Annotated in this window: 16 protein-coding genes; 7 read left to right on the top strand and 9 right to left on the bottom strand. The window is 37.9% G+C overall.

Going from position 1 to position 20938, the window contains the following annotated elements; translation table 11 throughout:
* Both ESV24_RS08300 and ESV24_RS08295 read right to left on the bottom strand, forming a co-directional pair.
* Positions 1-654: a response regulator gene (locus tag ESV24_RS08300; RefSeq protein WP_111817039.1), complete on the bottom strand. Its 654-nt coding sequence runs from the start codon at positions 652-654 to the stop codon at positions 1-3.
* Complete coding sequence (locus tag ESV24_RS08295) at positions 655-3516, bottom strand: sensor histidine kinase (RefSeq protein WP_111817038.1); 2862 nt, start codon at positions 3514-3516, stop codon at positions 655-657.
* 48 nt (positions 3517-3564) lie between these two features.
* On the opposite strand from ESV24_RS08295, the gene radA reads away from it, so the two are divergent.
* From radA to ESV24_RS08280, 3 genes are all read left to right on the top strand, one after another.
* Positions 3565-4926 carry a DNA repair protein RadA gene (gene radA / locus ESV24_RS08290; RefSeq protein WP_111817037.1) on the top strand — a complete coding sequence of 454 codons (1362 nt, stop codon included), beginning with the start codon at positions 3565-3567 and terminating at the stop codon, positions 4924-4926.
* Between the two features lie 85 nt (positions 4927-5011).
* The gene (locus tag ESV24_RS08285; RefSeq protein WP_111817036.1) at positions 5012-6145 is read left to right on the top strand and encodes a M23 family metallopeptidase; all 1134 of its coding nucleotides are present in this window, start codon (positions 5012-5014) and stop codon (positions 6143-6145) included.
* Positions 6146-6211: 66 nt separating this feature from the next.
* Positions 6212-7576 carry an acyl-CoA dehydrogenase family protein gene (locus tag ESV24_RS08280; protein ID WP_111817035.1) on the top strand — a complete coding sequence of 455 codons (1365 nt, stop codon included), beginning with the start codon at positions 6212-6214 and terminating at the stop codon, positions 7574-7576.
* 77 nt (positions 7577-7653) lie between these two features.
* Here the strand turns inward: ESV24_RS08280 and ESV24_RS08275 are convergent, their stop codons facing one another.
* Genes ESV24_RS08275 through ESV24_RS08265 form a run of 3 tightly spaced genes read right to left on the bottom strand, consistent with a single transcriptional unit; the run spans position 7654 to position 9908 of the window.
* Complete coding sequence (locus ESV24_RS08275; protein ID WP_111814146.1) at positions 7654-8691, bottom strand: NADP(H)-dependent aldo-keto reductase; 1038 nt, start codon at positions 8689-8691, stop codon at positions 7654-7656.
* Positions 8688-9116: a DUF2255 family protein gene (locus ESV24_RS08270; RefSeq protein WP_235003970.1), complete on the bottom strand. Its 429-nt coding sequence runs from the start codon at positions 9114-9116 to the stop codon at positions 8688-8690. The genes ESV24_RS08275 and ESV24_RS08270 overlap by 4 nt, the downstream gene beginning before the upstream one ends.
* Before the next feature lie 27 nt (positions 9117-9143).
* A complete protein-coding gene (locus ESV24_RS08265; RefSeq protein WP_111814147.1) occupies positions 9144-9908 on the bottom strand; it encodes an exodeoxyribonuclease III in 765 nt (254 codons plus the stop codon).
* Positions 9909-10032: 124 nt separating this feature from the next.
* Between ESV24_RS08265 and ESV24_RS08260 the strand changes: the two genes are divergently transcribed.
* Positions 10033-13497: a hypothetical protein gene (locus ESV24_RS08260; RefSeq protein WP_111814148.1), complete on the top strand. Its 3465-nt coding sequence runs from the start codon at positions 10033-10035 to the stop codon at positions 13495-13497.
* On the opposite strand, the gene ESV24_RS08255 is transcribed toward ESV24_RS08260, so the two are convergent.
* Positions 13494-14567: a Fic family protein gene (locus ESV24_RS08255; RefSeq protein ID WP_111814149.1), complete on the bottom strand. Its 1074-nt coding sequence runs from the start codon at positions 14565-14567 to the stop codon at positions 13494-13496. The two genes, ESV24_RS08260 and ESV24_RS08255, sit on opposite strands and share 4 nt — an antisense overlap.
* A gap of 212 nt (positions 14568-14779) precedes the next feature.
* On the opposite strand from ESV24_RS08255, the gene ESV24_RS08250 reads away from it, so the two are divergent.
* On the top strand, positions 14780-15157 hold the full coding sequence (locus ESV24_RS08250; protein ID WP_111814151.1) for a hypothetical protein: 378 nt from the start codon (positions 14780-14782) through the stop codon (positions 15155-15157).
* A 73-nt stretch (positions 15158-15230) separates the two neighbouring features.
* Here ESV24_RS08250 and ESV24_RS08245 read toward each other — a convergent pair whose 3' ends face one another.
* Both ESV24_RS08245 and ESV24_RS08240 read right to left on the bottom strand, forming a co-directional pair.
* Positions 15231-16769, bottom strand: a complete 1539-nt coding sequence (locus ESV24_RS08245; protein ID WP_111814921.1) for a glycine--tRNA ligase — start codon at positions 16767-16769, stop codon at positions 15231-15233.
* Positions 16770-16854: 85 nt separating this feature from the next.
* Entirely contained in the window at positions 16855-17742 is an 888-nt protein-coding gene (locus ESV24_RS08240) for a hypothetical protein (protein WP_111814153.1), read from the bottom strand.
* An 83-nt stretch (positions 17743-17825) separates the two neighbouring features.
* Here ESV24_RS08240 and ESV24_RS08235 point away from each other — a divergent pair, with 83 nt between their 5' ends.
* Positions 17826-18488: a ComF family protein gene (locus ESV24_RS08235; protein ID WP_111814155.1), complete on the top strand. Its 663-nt coding sequence runs from the start codon at positions 17826-17828 to the stop codon at positions 18486-18488.
* 78 nt (positions 18489-18566) lie between these two features.
* Positions 18567-20171, top strand: a complete 1605-nt coding sequence (locus tag ESV24_RS08230; protein ID WP_160110581.1) for an Ig-like domain-containing protein — start codon at positions 18567-18569, stop codon at positions 20169-20171.
* Here ESV24_RS08230 and ESV24_RS08225 read toward each other — a convergent pair.
* Complete coding sequence (locus ESV24_RS08225; RefSeq protein ID WP_111814159.1) at positions 20158-20934, bottom strand: amidohydrolase; 777 nt, start codon at positions 20932-20934, stop codon at positions 20158-20160. The genes ESV24_RS08230 and ESV24_RS08225 overlap by 14 nt on opposite strands.
* Positions 20935-20938: the final 4 nt, after the last annotated feature.

Below are 20938 nucleotides of genomic sequence, written 5' to 3'. Positions count from 1 at the left end.
CTAAAGTTCTTTAATAACATTTTTGTGCAAATAGGCCCAATTGGTCAGTGCGTTTGTGGTGGTATTTTCAATTTCTAGCTTCATAATTATGTTGCTTCGGTGTTTTTCTACAGTACGGATTGATATAAAGAGTTTTTCTGCAATTTCTCCGCTGCTCATTTTTTCAGCAACCAATTTTAAAATGGTTTTTTCAGAGGAAGTTAAATACTTAATTTTTTTTAAATCTTCCGAAACGATTGCCAATGAAGAAGGTGCAAATGAACGGCTGAAGTAAATATTGCCTTTTAAACCCTCTTGAATGCACTCTTCAATTTCAGAAAAGGAATCTTCCTTTAATAGATAGCCATTAATTTGTAAAGTCTTGGCTTGAGAGATATATTCATTTTCCTTGTGAAATGATAAAATTATAAATTTGGTGTCAACCGCCTTTTGTTTAGCCATTTTAATCACCTCAAAGCCTGTTAAAAGCGGCATGTCAATATCAAGTAGCGCAATGGTGGGATTGTGTGTTAAAATAGCTTCCAATGCTTGCATTCCATTTGCTGCTTGCGCCAAAACATTGTAGTTGCTTGCGCTAAGTTCATCGTTTAATCCTTTTAAAATCATAGGATGGTCATCGGCAATAACAATAGAAATATTTTTTTTGTCAATCATTTAAATAGGAATAATAAGTGTTATAGTAGTGCCCTTATTAATTTGACTTTTAATATCAAGTTTTGAGTTCAAAATTTTGGCACGCTCTAGCAGCGTTTTCATTCCTAAGCTTGAACTGGTTTTTATTTTTTCGGAAATTTCAAAACCTTTTCCGTTGTCAGAAATTATAACTTCAATAATGTTTTTCTTTTTTTCTATAATCACAGAGGCGGCCTTGGCATCGGCATGTTTCACCATATTGTTTAATGTTTCTTGAATAATTCTATACAAATGTAAGGATGCTTCTCTGCTTATCAAAGCATCTATGTCTTCAATTTCATGGGTGAAAAATATACCTGTATTTGAATCTACTTCATCAACCATATTTCTTATTGCTACCGTTGGCCCTAAACGTTCCAGGGTTGCGGGATGAAGCCCTCTTGAAATAGTGCGCAATTCTTCCAAGGTATTGCTCGCTAAAGATTCCATTTCTTGATTTCCGGTAATTTTAGTTTTCTTGGTAAGAAGCATAAGTTTTTGTCCAACGCTATCGTGAAGTTCGCGTGCCACCCGGGTGCGTTCTTCTTCTTGGGCTTTCAAAAGATTGTGCGTGTATGTTTCATTTCTTTTTTGTTCTGTTTTATTTCTGAAATAGTAAATAAGAAAAATACTAATCGTGGTAATAGATAGTACGGGAACCCAAAACAACAATGTTCTCCAAAACGGAACTCTTATTATAAACGAATATTGAAAGGGCTGTGTCTGCCAAATGCCAGCCCCATTATCTGCTGTAAATTCGAATTTATATTCTCCAGGCGGAAGATATGAGAACACAACTTTGGGATCTTTTGTTGGTAGGGACCACTCGTCTCCATCGCGAAGACCTTTCATGCGATATTGATACTTAACCTCTTCTGGGTTGGTAAATGTTATTGCCTCCATTGAGAAGCTCAAATAATTTTTTTGATAGGGGAGCACAATTCCCTTTTTTGTTCTGTAAAGGCTATCTTCTAGTGGTTCTGCAAACAATAGGATATTTGAAAGCTCTAGTTTGGGCGGGAGTGTATTTGGTTTGTAAACATTTTCGTTAAATGCCAATACTCCATCCAGAGAAGTAGCAAGTACAGTCCTATCTTTAGTAACTATTAAAGAATTATAGTCTACTTCATTTTCCAAAAAATTCGGAACAGTTTTAAAGGTTTTGGCTATTATGGTGTCATTTTTTAATAATTGTAAAAGGTCTACTTTCAATAAAAGATCCTGTCCAGTCATCCAGAGATTATTACCGTCCACTTTCAGCGACCTGAAGCGTTTTAGGGATTCAAATCGCTTCATATCAAAAATCATTATGTGAAATTTGTCGTTTTCAAGCTTGAGGTAGTAAAGGTTTTTTTCGCTTCCGGCAATCAGTTCATTTTCATTTATGGCGTCTATGCTTCTGAAATTGTTGTGTTCTAAATGGCTCAATCCTGGAATAGTATCCACCTTATTATTGTGCAATTGAAATAAGCCCGAAATTTTGCATAACACATATCGATCGTTTATAGGTTCAATAGCGATGGACCGTGAAGATTTTATGGAGTAGGATGAATCTTTCGTTATTACTTTTATTTTATCCGTTCCAAAAAGAAAGGTGTTTTTTTTATCACTAAATAATAAATTGTATGCCCCCTCATCGATTAGTTTCTGCGTTCCATCTTTTGAAAGTTCCCAGACGGCTTCATTGGTTGTATAAAGTAGATTATTTTCTGGCGTGACAAAGATATTTTTTACTGAAACATCTTTTGCCAAGTGCTTTATTTCCTGGCTATCTGTTAATGCAATAATGCCCTTATCTGTTGCCACCACAGCCTCATCATTCCATTGTGTAATGGCGTAAACAGATTTAGATGGCAAACCCTGCTTATCGTCATAGATTTTGAAAGCAGTGTCCCGAAAACGTATAATGCCCTCGCCATAACTCGTCATCCAGTGATTGCCCTCGGTATCTTTAATTATTCTGTAAAGGTATTTTGTAGGAAGTCCCTGAGCTTCATTTATTACCTCTAGGTTGCCTGTTTTTTTATTAAATATTCCAAAACCGTTTCCTTCAAAGCTTAAAAAAAGTTCATCATCATTTTCTTGAAGGATTCCGTAGATGCGGTTATCATTAAAATCTTCTGGATTGAATTTGTAAATGGTAAGCTTGCCATTTGTTATTTTATTTAATTCGCCATAGGCTCCTACCCAAATATTCTTTTCATTATCAACCACTATTGAATAACAAATATTGTTTATTCCATCGTCTTGATTATAAATATTTTCCAGCTTAAATGGATTTAAGGTCAGTTTAAAAATCCCTTTTTTAAGTGAAGCGATATAAATAGTATTGGAATCGTACCAAGCTGCTTGTTGAAAATGAAGTGTTCCCATTTCGCTGCTATCAAATAAATAACTTAGCTTACCATCTTTATAAACACCAATTCCATTTATAAAAAAGATGTATATAATACCATCTTCGCCTTCCAAAAAAGAAGTTGCGCTTGCCAAAGCATTAAAATCAATTCCTTTTGGATTGGTAACTTTTCCATTTTCTATTATGCTAATGCCTTTACCCATAGTTCCAACCCAAATGCGTCCTTTTGAATCTTCAAAAATACTGAAGCAAATATTTGAAGGCAAACCATCATCAACCGTGTAATTTGTGAAATTTTTACCGTCAAAACAGCTTACTCCGCCAGTAGTAGACACCCATATTCGGTTTCGTTGATCTTGAAGAATGTCAAAAGTCTCATTATTTACCAAACCTTCCTCGACCTTGTATTTTTTAAATTGGTATTGCTGGGCGGTGACAACCAAAGAGCAAATACACAAAAAAAATAGTGTGAGGAATAAGCGTTTCATTTTAGCGAAGGTTTGTAGCGTAAATATATTTATTTTAGCGGAACAATTATGGCCAAAACAAAATCCACATTTTTCTGTCAAAACTGCGGCGCGCAATATGCCAAATGGCAAGGGCAATGCAATTCATGCAAAGAATGGAATACCATTGCTGAAGAGATAATCCAAAAAGCTGAAAAAGTAAGTTGGAAATCTGCTGAAAGTACTTCTAAAAGAGTTGCTAAACCACAGCGTATTTCAGAAATTTCAACACAAGCAGAAGCACGTCTCAATACAAAAAACAACGAACTTAACCGTGTGCTCGGTGGTGGATTAGTCCCAGGTTCATTGACGCTTTTGGGCGGCGAACCCGGAATTGGTAAAAGTACGTTGATGCTTCAGATTGCACTCCAACTTCCCTATAAAACGTTGTATGTTTCCGGCGAAGAAAGTGCCCAGCAAATAAAAATGCGAGCAGAACGCATTCAACCAATTTCAGAGAACTGTTTCATTTTAACCGAAACAAAAACCCAAAATATTTTCAGAAACATCGAAGAAATTGAACCGGATATTGTGGTCATCGATTCCATTCAAACTTTACATACAGATGCTATTGAAAGTACTGCCGGAAGCATTTCACAAATTCGTGAAACTGCTGCCGAGCTTATAAAATTTGCAAAAGAAACTGGAACACCTGTTATTTTGATTGGTCATATCACCAAAGACGGAAACATAGCCGGGCCAAAAATTTTGGAACATATGGTAGATACTGTTTTGCAATTTGAAGGCGACAGAAACCATATTTACAGAATTCTGCGCGCTAATAAAAACCGCTTCGGAAGTACCAATGAATTGGGCATATACGAAATGCAGGGCAGCGGATTGCGAGAGGTTTCAAACCCTTCGGAAATATTGATTTCCAAAAATGACGAAGAGTTAAGCGGCACGGCAATTTCTGCTACTTTGGAAGGCATGCGCCCATTGATGATAGAAATTCAAGCATTGGTGAGCAGCGCCGTTTACGGCACACCACAACGAAGCGCCACGGGCTACAACGCAAAACGTTTGAATATGATTCTTGCTGTTTTGGAAAAACGCGCTGGTTTCAAACTTGGCGCAAAAGATGTTTTTTTGAACGTAACAGGCGGAATCACCGTTGACGATCCCGCAATGGATTTGGCAGTTGTTGCCGCAGTGCTTTCCTCAAATATTGATATCGCTATAGACAAGCGTCTTTGCTTTGCTGCTGAGGTCGGTCTCGCTGGCGAAGTGCGTCCCGTAACCCGAGTGGAACAGCGAATTTTGGAAGCCGAAAAACTTGGTTTTACTTCCATCGTTATTTCAAAATACTGCAAAATCCCGAAGAACAACTTTAACATAAATATTATTAAAGTGGCAAAAGTACACGATGTGGTGCATCATCTATTTGGATAGTCCCCCTAATCCCCAAAGGGGAACCCATCAAGCGTGAGTTCCCCCTTTGGGGGTTAGGGGGACTTCTTGCTAACTTAACATCGCTATGAATTACAAAATTCTTTTCGTTTTAATGCTTTTCGGAATACTCATTTTGGGCTGTAAGCAAGTCCGTAAAGTAGCCGATGTAATTGTGCAACCAACAGCGCGCGAGGTTTATGAGCGCAATTTTTCAAAAAAGGATTCGCTATTGCTTCGTTGGAAAAATGCTTTTGAAAATTCAAAGCGCGACAGTATTCAAATAACCTTGCCGTATTCTGAAAGTGGCGTTTTTTCCGAAGAAAACTTCAACGTTTACAGTTATAATATTCAGTTGAAAGAAGGTGAACGCATTGTTGTGGAAGTTGAAAAACAGCCCGATTCGGCTATCGTTTTTATAGATATTTTTCAGGCTAAAAGCGATTCGCTCAAAATTTTTAAACTTTTAAAAAGTTCCGAAGATAAAAAAGCAACGCTTTCACAGGAAATTGAAACTTCAGGTTTTTACAAAGTTATTGTCCAGGCACAAATGCAATTGCAGTTTCCTTTTGTGTTGAAAATTTATACAGAACCGCTTTACGAGTTTCCAGTAAGCGGCGGCGGTAACAAAAACATCCAAAGTTTTTGGGCAGATCCGCGCGACGCTGGAAGCCGTTCCCACGAAGGAGTAGATATTTTTGCAGACCGCGGAACGCCAGTTGTAGCTGTCACAGATGGAATGATTGCCTCTGCTGGTGAACGCGGCCTTGGCGGAAAACAGGTTTGGCTGCGCGACGGTCTTTTCGGGAAAACCGTTTATTATGCACATTTAGACAGCATCGCAGTTTCCGAAGGGGAAAAAGTGAAAGTTGGTGATACGTTGGGTTTTGTTGGAAATACTGGAAATGCAAAAACCACAGCGCCACATCTTCACTTTGGCATTTATAAGTCAAAAGGCGCGGTAAATCCGCTTTCTTTCATCAAAAAAACGGAAATCCAACCCAGTGAAAAACCTTCAGCAATCGTAAAAGCTGTTACTTTAAAAAATCGGGTGGATGTCCGCAAAGGTCCTGCTTCGGCTTACAAAGAATTTGGAAGTTTGAAAAAAAACGACACTCTTATTGTTTTGGGCAAAAACCAAAAGTGGTACCATATTCAAACAACCGATAGTTTAAAGGGCTACGTAAATGAAACCGTTATAAAACCGCTTCCTCCAAATTAACTTTTCTTTAGTCATTGGAAAATTGCTTAATAGTATCTTTAGAATTCAATTCTCAAAAAAACTGTTATGTCCATCTTTTCAAAAATTAAGCAAACCATTCATTTAATGAAAGAGATAGATCTCGATGCGCTCGGAAAACTTTCGCAAAAAGTAGATCTTTCTGAAATTATGAGAACCGTTGGCGAGCTCGATGATCGGCAACTTGCTGGTTTAATGCGAATGCTGAAACACAAAGGCGGAAAAAAGGGGCAGCACAAACTCCCGCCCATAGATGGTGATTTTTATGATTTATCTTTGAAGTTGAGCCCAGAGCAACGCGAACTTCAAATAAAGGTGCGCAATTGGATGGAAGACGAAATAAAGCCGATTGCCAATGAATACTGGAACAAAGCTGAATTTCCATTCCAGATCATCCCAAAAATGGCAGAATTAAACATTTGCGGACTTACCTATAAAGGCTACGGAACGCCCGACGAAACTTACGTTATGGAAGGAATAGTAGCGATGGAACTTGCCCGTGTGGATGTTTCCATTTCTACCTTTTTTGGGGTGCATAGTGGTTTGGCTATGGGTTCCATATATATCTGCGGGAGCGAAGAACAAAAACAGGAATGGCTTCCCAAAATGGCACGAATGGAACTTATTGGCGCCTTTGGCCTTACGGAACCCGAAGTGGGTTCAGCAGTTGCGGGAGGTTTAGGAACCACTTGCAGGCAAGAAGGTGATGAGTGGGTTTTGAACGGGCAGAAAAAATGGATCGGAAATGCCACATTTGCAGACGTGATTATAATTTGGGCACGCAACGAGGCAGACGATCAAGTAAAAGGCTTTTTAGTGCGAAAAGGAAATCCTGGTTTTAAAGCCGAAAAGATGGAAAATAAAATGGCACTGCGTACGGTGCAAAATGCGCTGATAACAATGACGGATTGCCGCGTTCCCGAAAGTGATAGACTTCAAAAATGTGATTCTTTTAAAGACACGGCCAAAGTTTTGCGAATGACACGTGCGGGAGTTGCGTGGCAAGCCGTGGGTTGCGCACGTGGTGCTTATGAAGCAGCCCTGAAATACAGTAAAAAGCGCGAACAGTTTGGCAAGCCGATTGCTTCGTTTCAGCTAATCCAAAATCATTTGGTGGAAATGATAGCAAATTTGACCGCAATGCAAACTATGTGTTTCCGTCTTTCGGAACTGCAGGACGAAGATTTGTTGACCGATGAGCATGCTTCACTTGCAAAAGTATTCTGCAGTATGCGAACCCGCGATGTTGTTAGCCGCGCCCGCGAAGTAATGGGTGGTAACGGCATTCTTTTGGAATATGACGTTGCACGTTTTGTTGCCGATGCCGAAGCGATTTATAGTTACGAAGGAACCAAAGAAATCAACACGTTGATTGTTGGACGGGCGATTACTGGTTATAGTGCGTTTGTATAGTCCCCCTAACCCCCAAAGGGGGAATTCTTGCGCAAACTCCTCCCCTTTGGGGGGGGGGGGGGGGGGTCGGGTGGGGACTACGGTGCGGGATTTGGAATTTGACTGTGAACGGCATCAATCTCCTTTAAAACTTCTTTAGAAAGCGAAATGTTGATACTTTCAATATTTTCTGAAAGTTGCTCAACTGAAGTAGCTCCAATAATCGGGGCGGTAACAAATTTCTTCTGAAGAATAAATGCCAAAGCCAAATGCGTTAAACTTAGATTGTGTTTTTTGGCAATTTCATAATATTGCCGAGTCGCTTCCAAAGCGGTTTTGCTGCTGTAACGGCTGTATTGCTTAAATTGATTGATGCGGGAATTTGCATCAGCCTTTCCATCCAAATACTTTCCTGTGAGCGTTCCAAATCCCAAAGGCGAATAGGGCAAATAACCAATATTTTCTCGTTGAATGATTTCCGAAAGGCCAATTTCATCTTTTCGATTCAACAAATTGTAAGGATTTTGAACGGAAACAATTTTGAGTTTTCCCTTCCGCGATTCCTCGATGCAGCGCATTACGCCAAAGGGAGTTTCATTTGAAATCCCAATGTGGCGAATTTTTCCTGCTTTCACAAAACCTTCCAAATCCTCCAAAACTTCTGAAAAATTATCTTTCCAAACTTCGTCTGCTTTGTGCGTATAGTCAAGTTGGCCGAAATAATTTGTGTTTCGCTCAGGCCAATGAAGTTGGAACAGATCAATATAATCGGTTTGTAATCTTTTCAAACTTTTATGAATGGCGTCTTCCAAAGATTTTTTACTGAAATCCAATGGTTGACGAATATGGTCCATCGAACGGCTTGGTCCGGCAATTTTTGAAGTGATAATCAAATCTTCTCGATTCTTCTTTTTTTCCAACCAGCTACCAATATACGTTTCCGTTCTTCCCTGCGTTTTCGGATTTGCGGGAACTGGGTACATTTCGGCACAATCAATAAAATTGATTCCTTTTTCAATAGCGAAATCGAGCTGTTCGTGAGCATCTTCTTCACTGTTTTGCTGACCCCAAGTCATCGTGCCGAGACAAAGTTTGCTAATTTTTAAATCTGTATTGGGGAGAGTTGTATATTTCATTTATTAGCTTTTTCAGAATAAAAAAATTCCATTGTGTAGTCTAAATATTCTGGTTGTGTGATACCTTCGGAATAAAAAATATTTTCTTTTTGGTTGTATCTTTTTAAATAAGCTTGGTTAATTTCTTCTTGGATTGGTGCTGTTGTATCAAGTTTCTCCCCTTTTACATTTATCACCTTTTCACCATATTTCAATTGACCGACACCTGTTTCAAGAAAAGCTGTAAACCAACTTCGGGCACTCTTATTCCAACTTCTTGCAAAAACTCGGGTGTTAACTGAAACCACCCAAATTTCCAAAAATGTATCTCTTTCAATTCCACCTTTTATTTCGGTGTAATTATGATTCTGTAAATGTGTGTAGAAATCTTCTGGGAAATTCATGGTTTTTAGAATAGTGTTTTTAAAGGGGAAAAGACCTGACATGTTTTAAAACCTGTCAGGTCTGGGTGGTCAGAATTCCAATTCCACCAAATGCGGGCAATGGTCGCTGTGCATCGCTTCGGGCAATATCACGGCGCGTTTTAGATTCTTTTGCAACGGTTCCGATACCAGATTGTAATCTATCCGCCAACCTTTGTTGTTGTTCCGGGCGTTCGCGCGGTAGCTCCACCACGTGTAATTATCGGGTTCTTTATTGAAATGGCGAAAACTGTCAATAAAACCACTTTTCATAAAACCGTCCAGCCATTTTCTTTCAACGGGCAAAAACCCGGAAACGTTTTTATTCCGAACTGGATCGTGGATGTCAATGGCTTCGTGACAAATGTTGTAATCGCCACAAATAACCAAGTTTGGAATCTCTTTTTTTAGATTGTCAACATATTTCTGAAAATCGGCCATATAAGTGAATTTGTGTTCCAAACGGGCAATGTTTGTTCCGCTGGGCAAATACAGACTCATTACTGAAACATGGTCAAAATCTACACGGATGTTTCTTCCTTCGGCATCCATATATTCAATGCCGGTGCCGTACTCTACGTGGTTCGGTTTTATTTTTGAAAAAATTGCAACGCCGCTGTAGCCTTTTTTTACCGCGCTGTACCAATAATGAAAAGGATAACCCGCTTTTTCAATTTCCTCGATCTCCACTTGGTCAAAATTAGCTTTTGTTTCCTGAAGGCATATTACATCTGGGTTTGCAGCTTTCAGCCAATCAATAAAACCTTTGCGCATCGCTGCGCGTATTCCGTTTACGTTGTATGAAATGATTTTCATTGTAAGTAGCTTTTATTTAAAGGCACTAAGTTAATTAACATTGTATTTTTACACCGCTCACGCCCATAAAGATTTTCATAATATATTCACAAAATATAATCCGCTACATTAAGTTATATTGGTAATGAAGTTATACCTGTTTGTTTTTCTCTTTTTTATTGTGGCCGCTGGCTATGCGCAGGATATTTCTTCAAACTATAAAGAGAAGAAAGTTGCTTTAAGAGATACGGTGGTTTTGGACAGTGCGGGTATTAATCCGAAGCGGTTTGTAATTCTAGATAAAGATGGAAATTCACCAGATCCTTTTAGCTATCGAATCGATTTTAAGAGAGGAATTATTATTTTTTCTGAAGAATTGCAGCAACAGCAGGACTCGCTTTCCATTCAATATTTACAGTATCCAGGTTTTTTAACGCGTGAATACTTTGCGCTCGACCCCAAAATTATTGTTGAAAATACTGGACAAATAGACAAACTGTATTCGCTAGACGAAAGCACAAATAAAAATGCTTTCACGCCATTTGATGGATTAAATACTTCGGGAAGCATTTCGCGGGGCATCACCATTGGGAATAATCAAAATGCAGTGGTAAACAGTGAACTCGATCTTCAAATTACGGGGAAACTGAGCGATAAAGTTTCTATTCGGGCTTCTATTCAAGATGCTAATATTCCAACGCAGGAAGGCGGTTATTCACAAAGTTTAAATGAATTTGACCAGATTTTCATTGAACTTTTTGGCGATAATTGGAACATTCGTGCGGGCGATATTGATCTTCAAAACAACAACAGTTACTTCGGAAGATTTACAAAAAAGGTACAGGGAATCTCGCTCGGCGGAACGTTTAACAATGAAGATGGCTCAAAAATTTCGGCATTTGCTTCTGGTGCATTGGTGCGTGGCGTTTTTTCAAAAAGTGAATTTATTGGGCAGGAAGGTAACCAAGGGCCTTATAAATTGGTCGGTCCCAACGGCGAACTCTATATTTTAGTAGTTTCCGGCAGCGAAAGGGTTTATGTAAATGGATTGCTTTTAAACCGCGGCGAAAACGAAGATTATGTAATAGATTACAACGCGGGCGAAATAAAATTTAACCCAACATACCCCATAACCAGCAATATGCGGATTACGGTGGAGTACCAATATACAGATAGAAGTTATACGCGTTTCATTGGCTACGGCGGCGGAAATTATTCCAGTGAAAATTTGGATTTAGGCGTGTATGTATATTCTGAAAACGATGCAAAAAATCAGCCGTTGCAGCAAAATCTTTCCGAAGAACAAGTTGCTATTTTGCAAGCTGCGGGCGATGATCGCGATTTAATGAACGCTCCTTCTGCCGTGCCCGATATCTATTCTGAAAATAAAATTCTTTATAAAAAGGAAATTTTAAATGGCGTAGAAGTTTTCGTCTTTTCGAGCAATCCCGATGATGAACTTTTCAGTGTGCGGTTTTCACTTGTAGGAGCAAATAATGGCAATTATGTAATAAGTGAGACCAACGCGATAAGCCGTATTTTTGAATATGTGGCTCCCGTGAACGGCGTGCCCCAAGGAAATTATGCTCCTGTTATTAGATTGAATGCGCCGTTAAAATTGCAAGTTGGCGGCCTAAACGGAAGTTTCCACCCATCAGAGAAAACACGAATTGATTTTGAAGTGGCGGGTAGCCAAAACGACCTGAATCTTTTCAGTGATATTGATGATAATAACAACGATGGTTTTGCGGGACGATTGGCGTTTAAACAACGTGTTTTAACAACGGCCGATACGCTGAAAGTTGATGCTTTCGGTTCGTTAGATTTTGTTCAAAGAGATTTCAGAACTATAGAAAGACTTTACAATATTGAATTTAATCGTGATTGGAATCTTTTAAATCCAATGGGCAACCAGAGTTTTGTTATTTCGGGTTTTGAAGTTTCGCAACCAAAAATTGGAGGCGGTCGCTATGAGTTTCAGAACTTGAGTTATTCCGAAAATTTTAATGGTACACGACACGTTGTTGCTTCAGATTTAAAGTTGAAAAAATTACGAATTTTTACATACGGAAGTTTTCTGAATAGCAAAGCAGATTCCATTTCATCTAAATTTATTAGACTGAACAACACCACAACCTATTCTTTAGAAAAAGCTTGGGTGGGTGGAAAAGTTGCTTTGGAAGACAACCAAATAAGAGATGTTGTTCGCGACAGCATTTCGCCAATTAGCCAAAAATTTAGTTCTTATGAAGTGTTTTCAGGGATTGGCGATAGTACAAAAGTTTTTGTGGAAGCGGGTTATCAGTTTCGGGTGAATGATAGTGTTCGGAATAATCTGCTTCAAAAAGTGAATTCTTCCAACACCTATTATTTAAAATCGAGGCTTATAAACACTGAAAACACCCAGCTTTCTGCTTTTGCAAATTACAGAACCTTGAAATACGAACCCAAACCGGGAACGGGTTTTGACCCCAACGATTCGCTGCCCGTAACTATTGATAAACGCGAAACCGAACGTTCGCTCAACTCGCGGATAATATATAATCAATCGCTTTTTGACGGCGGCATTCGGTTAAATACTGCGTTGGAATCTAACAACGGAGTGATTGCGCAGCAGGAATTTACCTATGTAAAAACTGAGCCGGGACAGGGTGTTTACACTTGGATTGATTATAATAACAATGGAATTCAAGAGCTTGAAGAATTTGAGGTGGCACAATTTCAAGATCAGGCTGAGTACATTCGGATTTTACTTCCCAATCAGGTTTTTTTGAAAATTAGGCAGAATAAATTCAGCCAAATCCTTACGTTGAATCCTCAAAATTGGTCAAATAAGGAAGGGTTTAAAAAAGTGCTTTCACATTTTTACAATCAAACCTCCTATGTTTTGGATCGGAAAGTGAAGCGAAAAAATGACGGTTTCAATATAAATCCTTTTGAAGATGGTGGTGATGACCAATTGGGACTTACGCTGAATTTTAGAAACGCGCTATTTTACAATCGTGGGAAGCAGCGCTATACTACTAGCTACACTTTTATAGCTACTTCGGCAGATAATTTGCTAGCTGTGGGTTTGCAGCGCAATAACTTGAAAAGCCACCAATTTAATTTCAATCATAAATTTCAGGAAAGTTGGTTGCTCAATTTAAAAGGAGCCATGGGCAGTAATGAAAGTCTTTCAGAGAATTTTGCAAACCGTAATTATCGTCTCGATTCTTATGAATTCAACCCGAAAATTTCCTATTTATTGAGTCAGCAGACCCGTTTTGATGTGTTCTATGAATTTGCAAATCAAGATAATAAGCTAGGTGAAATGGAAAATCTTAATCAGCAAACGCTCGGTTTTTCCTTTGCATATACCAACGCTGAAAAGATTTCAATAAATGGTGAGTTCAATTATATTGACAATAAATTTGAAGGAAGTCCTTTTTCACCCGTAGCTTACCAAATGCTGGAAGGATTGCAGCCGGGGACCAATTTTACGTGGCGTTTGCTTTTTCAGAAGCGGATAACTAAATATTTGGACGCCAATCTTTCATATTTTGGTCGAAAAAGCGAAACTACCAAAACGGTACATACAGGTAGCATTCAGTTGCGGGCTTATTTTTAATTTTTCAAAAGCTCAAACAATTTCACATTTAGATATAGATTTTCCACCCCGACTTTCTGAGATTTTAGAATACCAATTTTTTCAAGCTCATTAAGGTATTCCGCAGCGGTTTGGCGTTTGGCAATGCCTTTATCAACGATATATTTAACTTTACAATAGGGTTGTTCAAATAAAAGCTCAATCAATTCTTTAGAATAAACCCGTGTGGGAAGATTTTCTTTTGCAAAGCTAATTGTGGTGTGCATTAAGGTATTGATTTTATTTATTTTATTCAAAGTGTATCTGGCAGTTTCTTCAACACCTTTTAGCATAAATAGGATCCAAGCTTCCCACGCAGCATTTTCAGTTACATTTCTGAGGTTTTTATAATAGTCATTTTTATTTTCAATAATATATTTACTTAAATATAAAATAGGACTCTCCAATAAACCTTTCTCAACAATATAAAGAATGTTTAGCACCCTTCCCGTTCTGCCGTTTCCGTCAAAAAAGGGATGTATGGCTTCAAACTGATAGTGAATAATTGCCAATTTTACAAGGTAGTCCAAGTCATCATCGGCGTGCATAAAATCTTCTAGATTTTTAAGAAGGTTTCGAATTGTGTTTTCCCCTTCGGGTGGGGTATATATTGTCTTGTTATTACTGGTTATAACTGTTCCCGGTGCATTTCTAATTCCCGAGCTATTTTCTTTAATGGTCTGCACAATTTTTATGAATGAATTGGTTGCGAGTGGCCTATTTTTCAATTCATTAAAGCCCTCCCAAAGTGCTTGCCGATATCTTAAAACTTCCTTTGTTTGGGCATCCGTTTCTGATATATTAGACGAAAAAGCTTTGTATAGGGTATCTTGAGTAGTTACAATATTTTCAATTTCGGAACTATCTTTTGCTTCTTGTAGCGTTATGGCATTAACAAGCATCGATTGGTTAGGGATTTCATCTGCTCGTCCCTTCAATTCTGCCAGTATTTTATTGGATGAAATGGCTTGTTTAAGTATCGCTTTCGTTTCTAACTCTTTATGAAGTGGAAGCAACGGGAGTTCGTTGTATGGTTTTTCAGGATTGTACATAATATCGACATATATTTGTAATATGTCGACAAAATCGACACGTTGCAAATATATGTCGAAATATGCTTATAATTTCGACATATACAAAAATATTATTATTATTTTCTGAAATATTCGATTTTAAAATTTTAATTTTTTTTATAATTAAGGAATTAGCGTAGAATCTAGCTGCATACTTTTTGTATCTTCATCCATCATTAAACTTTATAAAAATGGTTTTAAAAGTCACTTTCGCTATCTTTTCAATTTTCATCCTTTCCTGTATTTCCTCTCAAAATAAATCGCAAAATCTTGAAACCAATAGCGCAGCTGAAATAGAAGCCAAGAAAATAGCCGCGGAAAAAATGATGGATGATGGTTATTTGCCAGGTAGAATAATTTATTCAGATATAGTTGGAGATTGTGAATATACTATCCAGTTAAAGCAGGGAGAGAGGGAGTTTTATTATGTAGATCCTATCAATTTGGAAGAAACTTTTAGGAGAGATAACCAAACAGTTTGGGTAAAATTTAATGGACTTCGAAGAATGAATAGATGTGAAAATGCCGCTCCGGTAGAACTTACTGAAATAAAAAATCGGGATGAATAAATTTATAGTTCAATAAAAAAGGAGAATAAATTAATATCCTCCTTTTTCGAAATAGAATTAATCACCTAAAAAATTATTCAGAAAGCCAGTTTTTATATGAAATGGTCTCCTTCATCTTTTCTGAAATTTCTTCAATTTTAATGCGTTCCTGCTCCATTGTATCTCTATAGCGGATTGTTACGGTATTGTCTTCGATAGTTTGATGATCCACAGTAATACAGAAAGGCGTGCCCACGGCGTCTTGGCGACGGTAGCGTCTTCCCACGGCATCTTTTTCGTCATAAATTACGTTGTAATCCCACTGAAGATCGTCAATAATTTGTTGTGCAATTTCGGGTAAACCGTCTCTTTTAATCAACGGCAGAACGGCTGCTTTTACGGGCGCTAAAATTGCAGGTAATTTCAGAACGGTTCTAATACTGCCATCTTCCAAAGTTTCATCTTGTAGTGAATTGCTTAACACGGCAAGAAACATTCTGTCTAGACCAATAGAGGTTTCAACAACATAGGGTACGTAGCTTTCGTTGAGTTCTGGATCAAAGAATTGCAGCTTTTTCCCTGAGAATTTTTCGTGCGCTTTTAAGTCGAAATCGGTTCTGGAATGTATTCCTTCCAATTCCTTAAAACCGAAAGGAAAATTGAATTCAATATCTGTTGCCGCATTAGCATAATGCGCAAGTTTTTCGTGATCGTGGAAGCGGTAGTTTTCTGCGCCCATTCCCAAGGAAAGATGCCATTTTAAACGGGTTTCTTTCCACTGTTCGTAATATTTAAGCTCTTCACCGGGGCGAACAAAGAATTGCATTTCCATCTGCTCAAACTCCCGCATACGAAAGATAAACTGTCGTGCAACAATTTCATTACGGAACGCTTTTCCAGTCTGAGCAATTCCGAAAGGAATTTTCATCCTTCCGCTTTTTTGAACGTTTAAAAAGTTTACAAAAATACCCTGTGCAGTTTCTGGGCGAAGGTAAAGATCCATCGCGCTTTCTACAGAAGCACCCAATTTGGTCCCAAACATTAAATTGAATTGACGAACGTCTGTCCAATTTTTAGAACCAGTTTCCGGATCTGCAATGCCCAGCTCTTCAATCAAAGCTTTTACATCTGCCAAATCTTCTTTTTCAAGTGAACGCGCCATGCGTTCCAAAACGGTGCGCCGTTCTTCAAGATATTTTACAACACGCGGATTTGTTGTTATAAATTCTTGTTCATCAAAAGCATCGCCAAAACGACCTTTTGCTTTTTCAATTTCCTTTTGTGCTTTTTGGTAGAGCTTTTCAGCATAATCTTCAATCAGCACATCTGCGCGGTAGCGCTTTTTGGAATCTTTGTTGTCTATTAACGGATCGTTGAATGCATCAACGTGGCCGGAAGCCTTCCAAGTTGTGGGGTGCATTAATATTGCGGAATCAATACCTACAATATTCTGGTGCATGTACACCATGCTGCGCCACCAATATTCACGAATGTTTTTCTTAAGTTCTACACCGTTCTGCGCGTAGTCATAAACAGCGCTTAGCCCGTCATAGATTTCACTTGAAGCGAATATATAACCGTACTCCTTTGCGTGGGAGACTACTTTTTTAAATTGATCGTCGTTGTTTGCCATAGCGCAAAAATAAAAAAACCGCCGTGATAAGTTCACGGCGGTTTCATTTATTTTGAAATTACGCATCTGAAATTTTCAAATACGTTTATTTAAGCTCCATAGATGTAGTCGCAATTTGGTTTGGACCATCAAAAAGATTGATTGTATAACGACCTTCCACAAGATCCATTTCGGAAGAATTTACTAAAATACATACATCAAGTTCGTCATTTTCATAGAAAACATTTGTAGAACTACTGTAATTTATATTCTTGTCTTCAAACTGTTTAACAGCATCATCACCCATCATTTTGTTACGAGGATTTAAAACTTGTACATAAAGCGTTCTATCACCTCTTGGTGCAATTGCGTTGGGCGCTAAGGTAAAGCAGGCTCTTATTTTGTCAGCACGGCTGGCACGTTTGGTATCCACAACTTTTCCACTGTTTCTAATAATAACGGCTTCACCGCGCAAATCTGTAGCCTTAACGACAGATCCTTTTTTAATAGTTTCGTTCATTGCCACATTTTCTTGGCTAACGGAATCAACAACCATACGTGTATTTTGAAGTTCTGTTGATGTACTGTCGCGTTCCATAGCAAGTTGCTTGTTGGCTGAAATCAAACTGTCAGCACGTCTAAAGAGCAATATGCGCTCTTGTTTCAGTCTACCAACTTCAGCTTTATATCTTGCAATCAAAGATACATTAGCTTGAGCGTCCTTTACTGAATCTAAAAGAACAGTAATTCTTTCGCGTGCAGCTAGTAAGTCTTTATCTTTTAGTTCGTTGTCTTTGATAACCTCGTCATAGTTTGCAATTAGGCCTTCTAACTCCTGCTCAATATCAGCTTTTTGCATTTCAAGATTTGATACCGTATTTTTACTATCATTGAATAGTGTTACTGTATATACAGCCAAGGCAATTAGAAGTACCGATAGCACTCCTATCAGTATCTTGAATTTGCCACTGTTATTTTCGTTTTCTGTACTCATAATTAAGAAGTTAAGTTTAGGCGGTAAATGTAGGCACGTAATTCTTTAACAAACGTTTACAAAATGGTAAAAATTCTTAAAATATGTTAAATCTTCTCTTTCCAAAAGTCTGTGCAGGCTGTAAACAGCAGTTATTACAAGGAGAAGACGTGCTTTGTGCAGAATGTATTCATTCGCTTCCTATAGCAGCATTTCACAAAACGGACAATAATATGCTGAAGAATAAATTTTATGGAAGATTTCTAGTAGAAAATGCCACAGCACTTATTTACTTTCAGAAGCGCGGCTTGACGCAGGAATTGCTCCACAACCTAAAATACCGAGGAAGACAGGAGATAAGTTTTTTCTTCGGAAAATGGCTTGGAGCCGAACTTTCAGAATTGAATCCTTATAAGGAAATAGATTTGGTGATTCCTGTACCGCTTCACAAACAAAAACTGAAAAAGCGCGGCTATAATCAAGTAGAAGGATTTGGGAAGGAAATTGCAAAGTCCCTAAAAGTGCCGTATCGCAATGATGTCTTAATAAAAGTTTCAAAATCTGGCTCGCAAGTTTTCAAGACAAGAATACTGCGTTTTGAGGCTGAAGAAGTTTTCACAATTCAAAATCTGGAAGCTATAGAAAACAAGCATATATTATTGGTAGACGATATTATAACCACGGGTGCAACGCTTGAAAAATGTGCGCTCCAATTGCTGAAAAGTGAAAATGTAAAAATTAGCATAGCCACAATTGCCTTTGTTTAATTGTTAATAGTTTTAATTGTTATTAGTTCTTTTGTATTGCTTAATTTTGAACTTCCATCTTTTACCAAACACTATAACTTGAAACACCGCCTTCTTTATATACCAATCGCATTTTTATTTTTGCTTTCTTTTACAGATTGCGCAAAAAAAGGAACGCCTTCGGGTGGCTTGCGGGATACTATTCCGCCAGTGATTGTGAAAAGCAGTCCCGAAAATTATTCTACTAACTTTACGGGCAACGAAATAGAAATTAGGTTTGATGAGTTTATAAAATTGAAAGAGGTAAACAAAGAGCTCATCATTTCGCCACCAATGAAGTTTGCGCCAATTATAACTCCTTTGAGCACTTCCAAAACCTTAAAAATTAAAATCCTCGATACTTTAAAGCCAAATACAACCTATTCCTTCAATTTCGGAAATAGCATTGTGGACAATAATGAGGAAAATAAGTTTGAGTATTTTAAGTATATTTTCTCCACAGGAAGTTATATTGACAGTTTAAAACTATCAGGAAGAGTAAAGGACGCACAGCTTATAGCGCCAGAAGTTCCAACTACAGTAATGCTTTATGAAGCAAATGAAACCTTTACGGATTCAATAATTTATTCTGAAAAGCCAACCTATATAACCGTTACCAAAGACAGCACGGGAATCTTTGAGCTGAGCAATTTAAAGGAAGGAAAATATCTGCTTTTAGCTTTGAAGGAAAAAAATAGCGACTACATTTTTCAGCCGCAAAACGATAAAATAGGTTTTGAAAAAGAATTAATTACAATCCCCACAGATTCCACATATACCTTGACTCTTTTTAAGGAAACACCAAGTTATAAATTTGTTCGCCCAAGCCAAGTCGGCAAAAACCATATTCTTTTTGGTTATGAAGGTCGTGCGGATAGTTTAAATATAGAGATGCTTTCAGAAGTGCCCGAAGATTATATTTCCACAGTTTTTAAAGATGAAAAAAAAGACACGCTACACTATTGGTTTAAGCCAGCTATTGAAACGGATTCCCTGATTTTTAAAATTACCAATGGAGCTATTATAGATACGGCCACGGTAAGAATGCGCGAACTTTTTAAAGACTCATTGAATATTTCAGCGTTGAAAACCGGAACCCTTAAATTAAAAGATACTTTTAAACTGCGAGCTAATACGCCACTTATTTCTCTTGATGCTGAAAAATTTGAAATAATGGCGAAAGATTCTACTTTAGTTGAGGCCACCGTAAAACTGAATAAAGAATATAATTGGGCCGAAGTATTTTTTCCGAAAAAGGAAGATGAAAGCTATTCAATAAAACTATTGCCCGGTGCCTTGACTGATTTTTTTGAAAAAAGCAATGACACAATTTTATTCAATGTAAAAACGAGGCTTTCATCAGATTATGGAACGCTCAACCTCACTCTGGTAAATGTGGAGCAATTTCCTGTAATTGTGCAAATGCTGGATGGCAAGTATAATATTGTGGCCGAAGAATATATTACGGAAAACAAAAATGTGTTTTTTGATGCGCTATCACCAGATAAATATTTCTTACGGATTATTTACGACACAAACCAAAACCGAAGATGGGATACAGGAAGCTTCCTAAACCGAATGGCGCCCGAAAAAATAATTTACTATCCAAAACAGATTGAAGTACGTGCCAACTGGAGCTTGAACGAAACCTTTATTTTAAAGTAAAATGATCGCGATCATTCAAAAATTGAAGGTGCTTGCGGTTGCTTTCAATGTGTTCTTTTTCCAAGATCACCGTTTCGGTAAACTCATCAAATGCTGAAGAGGTAATCTGTTTTCCCAAAACATCGTAAACCGCAGAATGACCAATATATTCATGGTCATTTCCGTCGAAGCCCACACGGTTTACCCCAATGCAATAGGTCATATTTTCAATCGCTCTTGCACGTAGTAGCGTATCCCAAGCAAGGGTGCGCACTTTTGGCCAATTTGCAACATAAATCAGCACATCATAGTTTTCTGTATTCCTTGCCCAAACGGGGAAACGCAGGTCATAACAAACCAAGGGGCAAATTTTCCAGCCATTGTAATTTACAATTATACGCTCGGTTCCGGCGGTATAAGTTTCGTTTTCTTTCGCTAAAGTGAAGGTGTGTTTTTTGTCATATTTTTTGTAACTCCCGTCGGGAAATACAAAAAACATCCGATTGTAAAATTTACCGTTTTCAGAAATAATAACACTTCCGGTGATTGCGCAATTATTTTTCTGTGCTTCGGAAATCATCCAATTTAATGTTTCTCCATCGTTTGGTTCGGCAAGTTTTTCAGCATTCATTGAAAAACCTGTGGAAAACATTTCGGGAAGAACAATCAAATCTGTTTCGCCTTCAATATTTTGAATTTTCACGGAAAACATAGCGCGATTCGCTGTTGCATTTTCCCAGTGCAATTCGCTTTGAATGATTGTTATTTTAAGATTTTCTTTCAAATTA

It is taken from the genome of Aequorivita lipolytica (genome assembly GCF_007997135.1).
Lineage (GTDB): Bacteria > Bacteroidota > Bacteroidia > Flavobacteriales > Flavobacteriaceae > Aequorivita > Aequorivita lipolytica.
The sequence above is the reverse complement of the archived record's forward strand: the minus strand, read 5'-3'. Positions and strand labels throughout refer to the sequence as shown.

Excerpts from the sequence above, each read along its gene's own strand:
- ESV24_RS08300 (WP_111817039.1), bottom strand. The coding sequence starts at position 654 with ATGATTGACAAAAAAAATATTTCTATTGTTATTGCCGATGACCATCCT.
- ESV24_RS08295 (WP_111817038.1), bottom strand. The coding sequence starts at position 3,516 with ATGAAACGCTTATTCCTCACACTATTTTTTTTGTGTATTTGCTCTTTG.
- radA (WP_111817037.1), top strand. The coding sequence starts at position 3,565 with ATGGCCAAAACAAAATCCACATTTTTCTGTCAAAACTGCGGCGCGCAA.
- ESV24_RS08285 (WP_111817036.1), top strand. The coding sequence starts at position 5,012 with ATGAATTACAAAATTCTTTTCGTTTTAATGCTTTTCGGAATACTCATT.
- ESV24_RS08280 (WP_111817035.1), top strand. The coding sequence starts at position 6,212 with ATGTCCATCTTTTCAAAAATTAAGCAAACCATTCATTTAATGAAAGAG.
- ESV24_RS08275 (WP_111814146.1), bottom strand. The coding sequence starts at position 8,691 with ATGAAATATACAACTCTCCCCAATACAGATTTAAAAATTAGCAAACTT.
- ESV24_RS08270 (WP_235003970.1), bottom strand. The coding sequence starts at position 9,116 with ATGTCAGGTCTTTTCCCCTTTAAAAACACTATTCTAAAAACCATGAAT.
- ESV24_RS08265 (WP_111814147.1), bottom strand. The coding sequence starts at position 9,908 with ATGAAAATCATTTCATACAACGTAAACGGAATACGCGCAGCGATGCGC.
- ESV24_RS08260 (WP_111814148.1), top strand. The coding sequence starts at position 10,033 with ATGAAGTTATACCTGTTTGTTTTTCTCTTTTTTATTGTGGCCGCTGGC.
- ESV24_RS08255 (WP_111814149.1), bottom strand. The coding sequence starts at position 14,567 with ATGTACAATCCTGAAAAACCATACAACGAACTCCCGTTGCTTCCACTT.
- ESV24_RS08250 (WP_111814151.1), top strand. The coding sequence starts at position 14,780 with ATGGTTTTAAAAGTCACTTTCGCTATCTTTTCAATTTTCATCCTTTCC.
- ESV24_RS08245 (WP_111814921.1), bottom strand. The coding sequence starts at position 16,769 with ATGGCAAACAACGACGATCAATTTAAAAAAGTAGTCTCCCACGCAAAG.
- ESV24_RS08240 (WP_111814153.1), bottom strand. The coding sequence starts at position 17,742 with ATGAGTACAGAAAACGAAAATAACAGTGGCAAATTCAAGATACTGATA.
- ESV24_RS08235 (WP_111814155.1), top strand. The coding sequence starts at position 17,826 with ATGTTAAATCTTCTCTTTCCAAAAGTCTGTGCAGGCTGTAAACAGCAG.